The sequence below is a fragment of the Halorubrum salinarum genome (assembly GCF_013267195.1).
Classification (GTDB): domain Archaea; phylum Halobacteriota; class Halobacteria; order Halobacteriales; family Haloferacaceae; genus Halorubrum; species Halorubrum salinarum.
The window spans coordinates 246,088-257,107 of sequence record NZ_CP053941.1; the positions used below are offsets into that span (position 1 = coordinate 246,088).

Consider the following 11,020-nt stretch of genomic DNA (forward strand, 5'->3'; position numbering starts at 1 on the left):
ACAGACCCAAGCCTCCACGGGCGGCAGCGATCGTATGGAGACGCTTCCGACTGGGATCTCGGTGCTGGACCGACAGTTCGGCGGGGGGCTCCCGAGCGGTAGCGTCGTCGTGTTGAAGGCGAACCCGGACAGCCAGTCAGAGCTCATCCTGGACCGGTTCGCCCGGGTCCGCCGGTGTCGCTACCTGACCACCGTCCGCTCCGCCGACGCGGTGGAGGCGGCGCTGAGCGGCGACGGCGACGAGGAGACGACCGTCGAGGCCACGACGGAAGTCGGCGACCTCGACGAGGCCGCGGCGCTGACTGGCGACCTCCCCGAAGCCGGCACGCTGATCGTCGACTCCGTCGAGCCGCTGGAGGACGGCGCGGCGCCGGCTGCGTACGCCGAGTTCCTCGACGACCTGCGGTCCCGGGTCGACGACGCCGGCGGTGTCGCGCTGCTCCACGCGCTCCGCGGCGGCGAGGACCCGCGGACGCGGCGGGTCACGGAGCAGGTCGCGGACGTGGTGTTCGACCTGCGCACGACCGTCACCGGGACCGAGATCGCGAACCGCCTCGTCGTCCCCAAGTACCGGGGCGGCGCGGCCCTCGAAGAGCCGCTGAAGCTGAAGCTCACGGACACGGTCGCGGTCGACACGAGCCGCGACATCGCCTGACGCGGTCGGTCGCCCCGACGCGGATTACAGCGCCGCGGACGCGAGGACCACGAGGACGCCCGCGACGGCCGCCGCGACCGCCCAGTTCCGCGCGGTGTCGAACGCGCCGTACGGCCCGCCCTTCCGCGAGAAGAGGTACAGCGCGTAGACGGCGAGCGGCGCCAGCGTCGGCAGCGTCGCCACGGAGACGACGCCGGTGAAACTCGACAGCAGCGCGACCCCGACCGTCGCCGCGCCCGCGACCCCGGCGACGACCGCGTCCTCGCGCGCCCGTTCGATCTCCATACTCGGTGTGGACGCGGCGGCGGCCAAAAGGGATCCGTTCGCCGGACGCCCGCTCACCGCCGTGGTCGTCCGGCGCATGCGCGCGAACGCCGTCGCTCGGCGAGGGAAAAACGGCCGAACCGAGGCCGGCAGAAGCGGGTTACTCTTCGTCGATCTCGTCGACGATCTCGTCTGCGTCGACGTCGACGTCTTCGAGCGCCTCCTCGATGTCCACGTCGCCGGCGCCGGCGCCGCCCATGCCGCCCATCATGCCGCCGAGACCGCCCATGCCGCCGCCCTCGATGACCTCCTCGATCACGACGCGATCGAGGTCGAGGCGGTCCATGAGGTCCTGCGCGATCTGCTGTTTCTGGAACATCCACTGCTGGTTCATCTGCATCGCCTGCGTCGCCGTGACGTAGAGGACCTCCTTCTCGACCTCCTCGGTCTCGACGGTTTCCTCGCCGTCGTCGTCCTCGGTGACGGTCTCCTCCTCCTCGGTGACCGTCTCGATGCGGACCTCCGGCGCCTCCTGGAGGTACATGCCGAGCATGCCGGACGCCTGCTCCTCGCGGTCGTCGATAACTTCGAGGATCTCGTACTCGTACTCGAGGTCCTCGCCGGCGAGCGGGTGGTTGAAGTCGACGCGGGCGCGGCCGCCGATGATCGTCTCCAGGTGGCCCTGCTGGTTGTCGATCTGGACCTGCGCGCCGGGGTAGCGGCTGTCCTCGGGGATCTTGTCGGCCTTGACCGTCTCGACCTCGTCGGGGTCGTACTCGCCGAACGCGTCCTCGGCGGGGACGTCGACCGTGCCCTCGTCGCCGACCTCGGCGCCGATGAAGGCCTCCTCGACGGAGGGGAACACGTGGCCGGCGCCGAGCGCGATGATGCGGGGCTCGAACTCGTACTCGTCGACGTCGATCTCGGCGTCCTCGGCCGTCTCCTTGTCGGTCGTGTCGATGACGCGGTCGTCGTCGGCCGTGCGGATCGTGTACGCGACGCGGACGAAGTCGCCGTCTTCGAGTCCGTCGGCGTCAGTCTCGGTCTCGGTCTCCTCGGCCTCCTCGGCCGCGTCCGCTTGCTCCTGATCGCTCATACCTGAAGGTCACCTGTTACACCCTTAAGAAGCACGGTTCGGCCCGAAGCCCGCCGGCGAACGGGAGACAGCGGCGGTTCGGCGGACGACGCGCCCCAAGGGGCCGACGGTACCGTCCCGGACCGGCGCGGCGTCCCGCGCCGCTTATGAACGCCCCGGCCGCACCCTCGGGCATGTACGAGGTCGAGATCAAGGTCCCTGCCGACCTGGACGCGACGCGGGAGCGCCTCCGGGAGGCCGGCGCCGAGCGCGTCGACGCCCGCCGGCAGCGGGACACCTACTACGACGCGCCGCACCGCGAGTTCGCCGAGACCGACGAGGCGCTCCGGATCCGCCGCGAGGTCCCGCTCTCGGACGGCGAGGCGACCGACGAGGAGGCGGCGACGGTCACCTACAAGGGGCCGCTCCTCGACGACGCCTCGAAGACGCGCGCCGAGCACGAGACCGGCATCGACGACGGCGAGGCCCTCGACGCGGTCCTCTCGGGGCTCGGGTTCGAGCCGGCGGCGACCGTCGAGAAGCGGCGCGAGTTCTGGTCGTACGACGGCTTCACGGTGACGCTCGACGCCGTCGCCGGGCTCGACGAGTACGTCGAGATCGAACGCACCGTCGGGGCCGAAACCGAGGTCGACGCGGCGCGCGAGGCGGCGGTCGCGGCGCTCGACCGGCTCGGCCTCGACGCGGCCGAGCAGGTCCGGACCTCCTACCTCGGGCTGCTGTTGGCCGCGGCGGACGACTGAGGCCAGCGGAGCCCGCTCAGTCGTCCCCCTCGTCCGCCGGTCGCTTCTCCGAGAGGACGGTGCGCTCGAACTCGCAGACGAGGACGTCGTCGTCCCCGTCGACGACCTTGAACGCCTCCACGCGCATCGTGACGACGCCGCGCTCGCCGTCGCTCGTCTCCCGCTTGTCGGTGACCGTCGACCGCGCGCGGATCGTGTCGCCGTGGAAGACGGGGTTCGGGTGTTCCACCTCGTCGTACGACAGGTTCGCGACGATGGTCCCGTCGGTCGTCTCCGGGATGGAAAGGCCGACCGCGAGCGACATGGTGTACAGGCCGTTCACCAAGCGCTCGCCGAACTGCGTCTCGGCGGCGAAGTCGCCGTCGAGGTGGAGCGGCTGCTGGTTCATCGTCATGTCGCAGAAGCGCTGGTTGTCCGCCTCGCTGATGGTCCGTCGCTTGGCGTGGTCTATCGTCTCGCCGACCGCGAACTCCTCGTAGTACAGTCCGGGCATGGCCGCCCGCTCGGCCGGCGCCGTGAAATCGGTACCGCTCTCGGCGCGGCCGGCGGCTTTTAGCCGCGCGCCCGCGGACCTCCGCACATGCCACGCCGAAGCCTGCTGTTCTCGCCCGGCGACAGCCCCGAGCTCATGCGGAAGGCGCCCGGGGCCGGCGCCGACGTGATCTGCTTCGACCTCGAAGACGCCGTCGCGCCCGGTCGGAAGGACGAGGCGAGGGCGGCGGTCCGCGACGTGCTCGCGGACCCCGCGTTCGACCCGGACGCCGAGGTCTGCGTCCGGCTGACCGCCGAGTCGCCCGCGGCTGATCTGGACGGCGTCCTCGACGGGGGCGACCCCTCGAACGAGTCGGTCCGCCTCGACGCGGTGATGCTCCCGAAGGTCGAGGCCGCCGACCGGGTCGAGCGCGTCGCCGCGCTGTGCGCCGAGCGCGGGCGCGACCCCGCCGTGTTCGCGCTCGTCGAGACCGCCGCCGGCGTGCTCTCGGCGCAGTCGATCGCGGCCGCGGACGCGACCGACGCGCTCGTCTTCGGCGCCGAGGACCTCGCCGCCGACGTGGGCGCGACCCGGACCGACGAGGGGACCGAGGTGCTGTACGCCCGCGAGCACGTCGTCCTCGCGGCGAGCGCGGCCGGGGTCGACGCGGTCGACACGGTGTTCACGGACTTCTCCGACGAGGCGGGGCTCCGCGAGGACGCGGCGTTCGCGCGGCGGCTCGGCTACGACGGGAAGCTCGCCATCCACCCGGCGCAGGTGGGCCCGATCACCGAGGCGTTCACCCCGGACCCCGAGGACGTGGCGTGGGCCGAGCGGGTCCTCGACGCGCGCGACGAGGCGGAGCGGGAGGGGAGGGCCGTCTTCCAGGTCGACGGCGAGATGATCGACGCCCCGCTCATCGCGCAGGCGGAGCGGATCCTGGACCGCGCGCCCGACGCCGACCGGTAGCGTCCGCCCGCCGCGGGATCGTCCCGGTCGTCCGTCACAATTAACCCCCGTCCACCAGCACGTACTGGCATGTCTTCTGAGGCGAACCCGTTCGAGAGTCTGCGAGAGCAGGTGGACGACGCCGCGGCGGTCGTCGACGCCGCCCCGGGCGTCATCGAGCGCCTGAAGAACCCGGAGCGAGTGCTGGAGACGAACCTCACGTTCGAGCGCGACGACGGCTCGCTGGAGACGGTGCGCGCCTACCGCTCGCAGTTCAACGGCGACCGCGGCCCGTACAAGGGCGGCATCCGCTATCACCCGGGCGTCACCCGCGACGAGGTGAAGGCGCTGTCCGGCTGGATGGCGTACAAGTGCGCGGTCGTCGACGTGCCCTACGGCGGCGGGAAAGGGGGGATCGCCATCGATCCGGCCGACTACTCCGAGGAGGAGTTAGAGCGCATCACCCGGGCGTTCGCGACCGAGCTGCGCCCCCTGATCGGCGAGGACCGCGACATCCCCGCGCCGGACGTCAACACCGGCCAGCGGGAGATGAACTGGATCAAAGACACCTACGAGACCCTAGAGAACACCACCGCGCCCGGCGTCATCACCGGGAAGGCGCTCGACTCCGGCGGCAGCGAGGGCCGCGTCGAGGCGACGGGGCGCTCCGTGGCGCTGTCGACGCGCGAGGCGTTCGACTGGCTCGACCGCGACCTGGAGGGCGCGACGGTCGCCGTCCAGGGGTACGGCAACGCCGGCTCCGTCGCCGCCGCGCTGCTCGACGACCTCGGCGCGGACGTGGTCGCGGTGTCCGACTCCTCCGGCGGCGTTCGCGACCCGGACGGCCTCGCCCCCCGCGACGTGAAGGCGCACAAGTCCGAGACCGGGTCGGTGACCGGCTACCCGGGCGCCGACGCGCTCACGAACGACGAGCTGCTCACGCTCGACGTCGACTGCCTCGTCCCGGCCGCGCTGGAGAACGCGGTCGACGAGGCCCTCGCGAGGGACGTCGCCGCCGACCTGATCGTCGAGGCGGCGAACGGGCCGCTCACGCCGGACGCCGACGACGTGCTCGCCGACCGCGACGTCCACGTCGTCCCCGACATCCTCGCGAACGCCGGCGGTGTCACCGTCTCGTACTTCGAGTGGGTCCAGAACCGACAGCGGTTCAGCTGGACCGAGGAGCGCGTCAACGAGGAGCTCGAACGGGTGATCACGGAGGCGTTCGACACCCTGGTCGACACCTACGAGTCGAACGACGTCGGCACCCTCCGCACCGCGGCGTACGTCGTCGGCATCGGTCGGATCGTGGACGCGTACGACCAGGCCGGTAGCTGGCCGTAGCGGTCGCCGCTCCCCGCCCTCACTCCAGCCGGGCGTCTCGAATCTCGACGTGTCCCCGGTCGCCCTCCCACACCGGGTCGTAGGTGAGGTCGATGCGCCGGTCCATGTGCGGGCCGTCGACGACGTACGTCTCGAACTCGCCGCCCTCGCCCAGCGGGTGGACCCCGTACTCCTCGCGGAGCGCGAGCAGGTCGTCGAGCGCGTCCGCGTCGAAGCGCCGCCCGAGCCACGACTCGTCGAGGCCGTACGCCGCCACCTGAACGATCCGGATCTCGAAGCCGGCGTCGAACATCGCCTCCGCCAGCTCGACCGGGTCCCGCTGCCACAGCGGCGCGAACAGGTCGATCCCGAGCCGGTCGCACATCGCCTGAATCCGGTTCGTCTGGAACTCGCTCTCGACCGCGCCCGCGGTGACGCCCGCGAGGTCGAGGTCGTCGTCGGCCGCGAGCTCGCGGAGCGCCGCCTCCATCGGCTTCAACTCGGCGTCGCCCTGGGCGCCCGCGTCGTCGACGTCGTCCGCGCCGAAGTCGTCGGGCGACACCTCGACGAGGTCGATCCCGACGCTCTCGGCCGCGAGCGCGGCGAGCTCCGTCGCCGGCGTGTGGTACATGTACGAGTCGCCGGCGGGGTGGACGGTCAGCAGCCGCGAGACGTCGAGTCCCTCCTCCAGCGCGCGGTACAGCGCCCACGAGGAGTCCTTCCCGCCGGAGAAGAGGCTCACCCAGTTGCTCATGACTTCGAGAGGGAGTCGCGCGGATAAAGGGTCGGCGGTCGGGCCGTAGCGGGGCCGCGTTTCGCGTGTCGCGCGCGCGACGGGCGCGCCGCGTCAGTCCGAGATGAACTCGTTGTCGCGCCAGTTGACGCCGCCGTCGCCCTCGCCGGCGCCTTGCGGGCTCTCGACGACCTCGATGCTGGCGGGGCGCGGCTCGCCCTCGACGATCCGCGTCGCCTCCAGGTCGCCGTCCTCCTCGGTGATCGCGGTCAGCGTCCCCTTCTCGGAGAGGGTTGCGATCTTGCGGAGCACGAGGAACATGGGGTACTGGAGCGCGGAGTTCTGGAGGACGGTCTCGCGGTCGCCCTTGAAGCAGGCGAACTCGACGAGCTCGGAGGGAATCTCTTCCTCCTCGTCGTCCATCCACTGCGGGCCGCCGGCGCGGGGCGGCTCCTCCTCCCAGACGCGGGTCTCCGTGACCGACGCCTTCAGCTGCGCCGTGGGGGTGTACTTGCTGATCGACTCGTCGTCGGACAGGGCCTTGATGATGAGTGTGTTGTTTCGACGCGTGATGTCGATGTCGTCGATCTCCTCCGGCAGATCGGGGTCTTCGTCGAAGTACGTCTCTACGTCTTCGAGGGGCAATTCGAGCGTCGAATGAAGTCGGAACACGCGGCCTGTCATTGTTTGTGGGATGCGGTGGGGTCGAACCGGTGGTCACGGCGGCAGCGGCAACGGCTGCACCTGCCCTATATAGGCACCGTGGGTTTATATGGCCTGCCCTTCGAGGTGTGAAGATCGGTGCGGCGAGCGGGCGGGGTCACCCCGGGGCCGAGTCACGTTCTGCGCGGAACCGGGCTCACTCGGCGCCAAGCTCCGCGGCGAGCTCGCCGCGCTCGTCCAGCTCGGCGAGCACGTCGCTCCCGCCGACGAACTCGCCGTCGACGAAGGTCTGCGGGATCGTCTCCCAGCCGCTGTGGGACTCGAGCGCCTCGCGGTACTGCGGCAGCGCGGGCAGCACGTCGACGGTCTCGAACTCCTCGACGTGCTGGGAGATCAGTTCGACGGCGCGCTGCGAGTAGCCGCACTGCGGCATCAGGCGGTTCCCCTTCATGAAAAGCACCACGTCGTTGTCGGCGATTGTCGTCTCGACGCGCTCCTCGATCGCTTCCGGGTCGGCGTCCGTTTCGGGGCTGAACGTCATGACCATCCGTACGCGTCGGCGAGGCAAATGGGTTCCGCACGGCTGTCGTCCGCGCACGGGTCGTCCGCGCGCGGCCCCCGCGCCTACTCGTCGCGGTCGACGCGGACCACGTCGACGAGCGAGTAGACTGGGACGCCGTCTATCTCGTCGTACCCCATCTTGTCGACCAAGACGACGCACGCGACGGGCTCGCCGCCCTGCTCGCGGATCGCGTCGATCGACTCCCGCATCGTCGTCCCCGAGGTGATGATGTCGTCGACGACGTAGCAGTCGCGGTTCCGGATCGCGGCGAAGTTCCGCGAGAAGCCGCCGCCGTGCTCGTCGATGTCTCCCTCCTCCCACTGGTGTTTCGCGGGGGCGTACGTGCCGAGGTCGGTGTCGAGCCGGTCCGCGACCGCGGTGGCGAGCGGCGCGCCGGCCTTCTCGATGCCGACCGTCAGGTCGACCTCCTCGCCCTGCTTGACGAGGAGGTCCGCCATCGCGCTCGCCGCGTAGCCGAGGCGGGTCGAGTCGCGCCCGAGCGCCGACCAGTCGACGTGGATGTCGGCGGAGGCGGTCGCGTCGGCCGCTTCCGCGCTCTCGGCGCCGCCGCCGCGCTCGACGAGCCAGCTCGCCGTCTCGCGGGAGACGTTCAGCTCGTCAGCGATCTCGCCCTTCGAGAGCCCCCGCTCCGCGAGCTCCGCCGCGCTGTCTATCAGGTCGTCAACGTTCTTCATACGCGGCGAATTCGACCGCCGTTTTAATAGTCGTGTCGTCATCCGCGAACGCGGCCTCGAAGTCGTCGAGCCCGTGGACGCCGGTCACGAGATCGCCTAAGAACTCGTCCGAAAGGGCCGAGAGCGACTCGACGGCGGACTCGAAGTGGCCGTACCCGGAGTTGACGCTGCCGACGAGCGCCTTGTTGTGGAGGACGAACTCGCGGTGGAGCCGGCCGCCGTCGATCTCGAACTCCCAGTCGCCCGGGACGCCGAGGAGCGCGCCGACGCCGTTGGGCGCGAGCGCCTCGATGGTCTCGAACGCGTGCGGGGCGTACCCCGTCGCCTCGAAGACGAGGTCCATGGGCTCGTACGCGCCGGGCACCTCTGGGATCGGCGTCTCGTTGGAGTTCACGTACGTCGCCCCCAGCGACTCGATGATGTCGATCGTCGGGTCCGGGCGCTCGCGCCGCCCGAGACAGTAGGTCCGCTCGAACTCCTCGTCGAGGGTCGCGACGGTCAGGAGGCCGAGCGACCCGTTGCCGAGCACGAGCGCCGACTCGGGCTCCCAGCGGAACGCCGACCGGCTGGCGTACGCGTGGTCGAGCGCCTTCTCCGCGATCGAGACCGGCTCGACGAGGAACCCCCACTCGGCGAGCGCGGGCGGGATCTCGACTAAGAACTCCGCGGGGCTGGTGAAGTACTCGGCCATGAACCCGTGCGCGCCGACGATGCCGCGCTCGTGGTACTCCCCCTCCGGCGCCATGTCCGGCTCGCCGCGCGCGAAGTACTCGTTGGCGCCGTTCGGCGGGCGGCGGACCGTCGGAACGACCACGTCCCCGACCTCGAACGGCGTGTCGTTGGGGTCCTCGACCACGCCGACGGCCTCGTGGCCCAACACGAGGTGGTCCTCGCCCGCGGGCGTCCCGCCGTGCCCGCCGGCGATGACCTCGTGGTCCGTGCCGTCGACGCCGACCCGCAGGGTCCGAACGAGCGCCTCGCCGGGCGCGGGCTCCGGTCGCGGCTTCTCTGTCACGACCGGTTCGTCGGCTCCCTCGTAGACGGCTATCGCGTTCATGTCACGACCCAAGCGGTCAGCCACCAAAAGATTTCTTTTGTTGTGAGTAAACACGTGCTCCGGATTCCCCCGGGGGAGTTTTCAGTCGGTCCGGCGTACGGATCGCCGTGTGTACCCTGACTCTCGCGTGGCGGACGTTCGGCGACGCCCCCGTCGCGCTCGCCGCCACCCGCGACGAGGCGCTCGACCGCCCGAGCGAGCCCCCCGCGGTTCGCGGCGCAACGAGCGGTGACGGCGGCCGGGCGGACGACGGCGGCCGCGGAACGGACGGCGACGCCGGCGGGCGCGTCCGGTACGTCGCTCCGCGCGACGCGGAGGCCGGCGGGACGTGGATCGGCGTCTCCGAGGGCGGCCTCGTCGTCGCCGTCACGAACCGGTGGCTCGACGCCGACCGCGAGGGCGACCGGTCGCGCGGGCTGCTCGTCCGCGACTGCCTGACGGCCCCCTCCGCCGAGGCGGCGGTGCGAGCGGTCGAGCGCGAGCTCGACGAGCGCGACTACGACGGCTTCAACCTCGTCCTCGCGGACGAGCGGGCGGCGTTCCTGCTGGCGTACGACGGCGGCCTGGCCGCGACCAGGCTCGATCCGGGCGTCCACGTCGTCGGCAACGTCGGCGGCGTGGTCAACGGTACGGAGCAGTTCGCGGTCCCCGAGCGGCGGCGGGCGTTCGGCGAGGAGCGCGCCGACAGCGCGAGACGGATCGCGGCCGCCCTGGTCCCGGAGCCGGGCGAGTCGGGGGCGTCGTGGCTCGACCGCGCGAGCGGCGTCCTCGCCGACCACGAGTACGGCGCCTGCCTCCACGGAGACTCGTTCGGCACGCGGTCGTTCACCCGGATCCGGACCGGCGACGCCCCCGAGATGGCCTACGCCGACGGACCGCCGTGCGAGACGCCCGCGGAACCGGTGTCGCTCCCGGCCGATTTCGCGGTCGGCGACGACTGACCGGGGAGGACGGGTCCGCAACGCGGTCGACCCGCGAGGGGTCGCCCGCGCGGCACGGACGACCGGAAAGCCAGTTTTAAGCGATTCGGGGGGCGTGAGAGAGTATGAGCGCGTCCGAAATCGAGTCCGACCTGTCGGCGGACGAGCGCGCCGGCCTCGAACTCATCCGCGAGACCGGCGGCATCCACCAGAGCGACTTCTGGAAGGAGCTCGACGTCTCCTCGCGGAAGGGGAGCCGCATCGCCGAGTCCTTAGAGGAGGCGGGGGTCATCCAGCGGGAAGACACCGTCTATGACGGTCACAACACCTACTACTTGGAGCCCGCGCCGCGCGACCTCGACTTCTCGCTGCTGATGGCCGACGACATGCTCTCGCCGTTCATCGGCGAGGAGGAGGTCGACGCGCAGGCCGACGCCTTCTCGCAGTGGATGATGAACCTCGCGTACGAGGAGTACTGAGCGCCGGTCGCTCGCGGCTTTTATCACTGCGCTCTCGGATCGGGCGTCCGTGAACCGAGCCCTCCCGCTCGCGGCCGGCGTCGGCCTCCTCGCCGCCATCGGCCTCTACCAGCTCGTCCCGTCCCTCCCGACCGCCCTCGGCACCGGGGCCGTCTACGCCGGCGCCGCCTACTTCTACCTCGCGTTCGACGTGTCGCTGCTCGCGGCGACGCCCCGGTTCGAGGACCGGGCTGACAGGGCGGGGTACGCCCTCGGCCTCTTCGGTCTGAGCGTCACCCCCGTCCTGTTCGGCCACTACGCCGACGGCGACGCCGCGGTCTTCGGGTTCGTGGTCGCGTTCTTCGGCGCGGTCGCGTTCCTCACGCTCAGCGAACGGGCGCGCCGGCTCGACGACGGGAATGCGTGAGCGGTAG

15 protein-coding genes are annotated in these 11,020 nt (G+C 71.2%); 7 read left to right on the plus strand and 8 right to left on the minus strand.

Annotation, left to right across the window (positions count from 1 at the left end; genetic code table 11):
* Positions 1-34: 34 nt before the first annotated feature.
* Positions 35-655: an RAD55 family ATPase gene (locus HPS36_RS01300; protein ID WP_173228205.1), complete on the plus strand. Its 621-nt coding sequence runs from the start codon at positions 35-37 to the stop codon at positions 653-655.
* A gap of 24 nt (positions 656-679) precedes the next feature.
* Here HPS36_RS01300 and HPS36_RS01305 read toward each other — a convergent pair whose 3' ends face one another.
* Together HPS36_RS01305 and HPS36_RS01310 are read right to left on the minus strand one after the other, a co-directional pair.
* Positions 680-940 (minus strand): hypothetical protein, encoded by a 261-nt coding sequence (locus HPS36_RS01305; protein ID WP_173228206.1) that lies wholly within the window; start codon positions 938-940, stop codon positions 680-682.
* A gap of 139 nt (positions 941-1,079) precedes the next feature.
* Positions 1,080-2,015: an FKBP-type peptidyl-prolyl cis-trans isomerase gene (locus tag HPS36_RS01310; protein WP_173228207.1), complete on the minus strand. Its 936-nt coding sequence runs from the start codon at positions 2,013-2,015 to the stop codon at positions 1,080-1,082.
* Positions 2,016-2,188: 173 nt separating this feature from the next.
* On the opposite strand from HPS36_RS01310, the gene cyaB reads away from it, so the two are divergent.
* Positions 2,189-2,755, plus strand: coding sequence for a class IV adenylate cyclase (gene cyaB, locus HPS36_RS01315; protein WP_173228208.1), 567 nt, complete (start codon positions 2,189-2,191; stop codon positions 2,753-2,755).
* A gap of 16 nt (positions 2,756-2,771) precedes the next feature.
* Here cyaB and HPS36_RS01320 read toward each other — a convergent pair whose 3' ends face one another.
* Positions 2,772-3,248, minus strand: a complete 477-nt coding sequence (locus tag HPS36_RS01320) for a MaoC family dehydratase (RefSeq protein WP_137715499.1) — start codon at positions 3,246-3,248, stop codon at positions 2,772-2,774.
* A gap of 87 nt (positions 3,249-3,335) precedes the next feature.
* On the opposite strand from HPS36_RS01320, the gene HPS36_RS01325 reads away from it, so the two are divergent.
* Entirely contained in the window at positions 3,336-4,196 is an 861-nt protein-coding gene (locus tag HPS36_RS01325) for an HpcH/HpaI aldolase/citrate lyase family protein (protein WP_173228209.1), read from the plus strand.
* Between the two features lie 69 nt (positions 4,197-4,265).
* Positions 4,266-5,519, plus strand: a complete 1,254-nt coding sequence (locus HPS36_RS01330; protein WP_173228210.1) for a Glu/Leu/Phe/Val family dehydrogenase — start codon at positions 4,266-4,268, stop codon at positions 5,517-5,519.
* Between the two features lie 19 nt (positions 5,520-5,538).
* Here the strand turns inward: HPS36_RS01330 and HPS36_RS01335 are convergent, their stop codons facing one another.
* From HPS36_RS01335 to HPS36_RS01355, 5 genes are all read right to left on the minus strand, one after another.
* Positions 5,539-6,252 (minus strand): diphthine--ammonia ligase, encoded by a 714-nt coding sequence (locus HPS36_RS01335; protein WP_173228211.1) that lies wholly within the window; start codon positions 6,250-6,252, stop codon positions 5,539-5,541.
* A gap of 93 nt (positions 6,253-6,345) precedes the next feature.
* Positions 6,346-6,915, minus strand: coding sequence for a DUF7110 family protein (locus tag HPS36_RS01340; protein ID WP_121562027.1), 570 nt, complete (start codon positions 6,913-6,915; stop codon positions 6,346-6,348).
* A 175-nt stretch (positions 6,916-7,090) separates the two neighbouring features.
* Positions 7,091-7,435, minus strand: coding sequence for a glutaredoxin family protein (locus HPS36_RS01345; RefSeq protein ID WP_137715495.1), 345 nt, complete (start codon positions 7,433-7,435; stop codon positions 7,091-7,093).
* Positions 7,436-7,518: 83 nt separating this feature from the next.
* Positions 7,519-8,151 (minus strand): transcriptional regulator GfcR, encoded by a 633-nt coding sequence (gene gfcR / locus HPS36_RS01350; RefSeq protein WP_121562025.1) that lies wholly within the window; start codon positions 8,149-8,151, stop codon positions 7,519-7,521.
* Positions 8,138-9,208 (minus strand): glucose 1-dehydrogenase, encoded by a 1,071-nt coding sequence (locus HPS36_RS01355; protein WP_173228212.1) that lies wholly within the window; start codon positions 9,206-9,208, stop codon positions 8,138-8,140. The genes gfcR and HPS36_RS01355 overlap by 14 nt, the downstream gene beginning before the upstream one ends.
* A gap of 107 nt (positions 9,209-9,315) precedes the next feature.
* On the opposite strand from HPS36_RS01355, the gene HPS36_RS01360 reads away from it, so the two are divergent.
* The 3 genes from HPS36_RS01360 (at position 9,316) to HPS36_RS01370 (ending at position 11,013) form a co-directional block, all read left to right on the plus strand.
* On the plus strand, positions 9,316-10,149 hold the full coding sequence (locus HPS36_RS01360) for an NRDE family protein (RefSeq protein ID WP_173228213.1): 834 nt from the start codon (positions 9,316-9,318) through the stop codon (positions 10,147-10,149).
* Positions 10,150-10,253: 104 nt separating this feature from the next.
* Complete coding sequence (locus tag HPS36_RS01365) at positions 10,254-10,607, plus strand: helix-turn-helix transcriptional regulator (RefSeq protein WP_004598213.1); 354 nt, start codon at positions 10,254-10,256, stop codon at positions 10,605-10,607.
* 49 nt (positions 10,608-10,656) lie between these two features.
* A complete protein-coding gene (locus HPS36_RS01370) occupies positions 10,657-11,013 on the plus strand; it encodes a hypothetical protein (RefSeq protein WP_173228214.1) in 357 nt (118 codons plus the stop codon).
* The last annotated feature ends 7 nt before the right edge of the window (positions 11,014-11,020 follow it).

Bases quoted from the DNA above. Each gene is read 5' to 3' on its own strand.
- HPS36_RS01300 (WP_173228205.1), top strand. From the start codon at position 35: ATGGAGACGCTTCCGACTGGGATCTCGGTGCTGGACCGACAGTTCGGC.
- HPS36_RS01305 (WP_173228206.1), bottom strand. From the start codon at position 940: ATGGAGATCGAACGGGCGCGCGAGGACGCGGTCGTCGCCGGGGTCGCG.
- HPS36_RS01310 (WP_173228207.1), bottom strand. From the start codon at position 2,015: ATGAGCGATCAGGAGCAAGCGGACGCGGCCGAGGAGGCCGAGGAGACC.
- cyaB (WP_173228208.1), top strand. From the start codon at position 2,189: ATGTACGAGGTCGAGATCAAGGTCCCTGCCGACCTGGACGCGACGCGG.
- HPS36_RS01320 (WP_137715499.1), bottom strand. From the start codon at position 3,248: ATGCCCGGACTGTACTACGAGGAGTTCGCGGTCGGCGAGACGATAGAC.
- HPS36_RS01325 (WP_173228209.1), top strand. From the start codon at position 3,336: ATGCCACGCCGAAGCCTGCTGTTCTCGCCCGGCGACAGCCCCGAGCTC.
- HPS36_RS01330 (WP_173228210.1), top strand. From the start codon at position 4,266: ATGTCTTCTGAGGCGAACCCGTTCGAGAGTCTGCGAGAGCAGGTGGAC.
- HPS36_RS01335 (WP_173228211.1), bottom strand. From the start codon at position 6,252: ATGAGCAACTGGGTGAGCCTCTTCTCCGGCGGGAAGGACTCCTCGTGG.
- HPS36_RS01340 (WP_121562027.1), bottom strand. From the start codon at position 6,915: ATGACAGGCCGCGTGTTCCGACTTCATTCGACGCTCGAATTGCCCCTC.
- HPS36_RS01345 (WP_137715495.1), bottom strand. From the start codon at position 7,435: ATGACGTTCAGCCCCGAAACGGACGCCGACCCGGAAGCGATCGAGGAG.
- gfcR (WP_121562025.1), bottom strand. From the start codon at position 8,151: ATGAAGAACGTTGACGACCTGATAGACAGCGCGGCGGAGCTCGCGGAG.
- HPS36_RS01355 (WP_173228212.1), bottom strand. From the start codon at position 9,208: ATGAACGCGATAGCCGTCTACGAGGGAGCCGACGAACCGGTCGTGACA.
- HPS36_RS01365 (WP_004598213.1), top strand. From the start codon at position 10,254: ATGAGCGCGTCCGAAATCGAGTCCGACCTGTCGGCGGACGAGCGCGCC.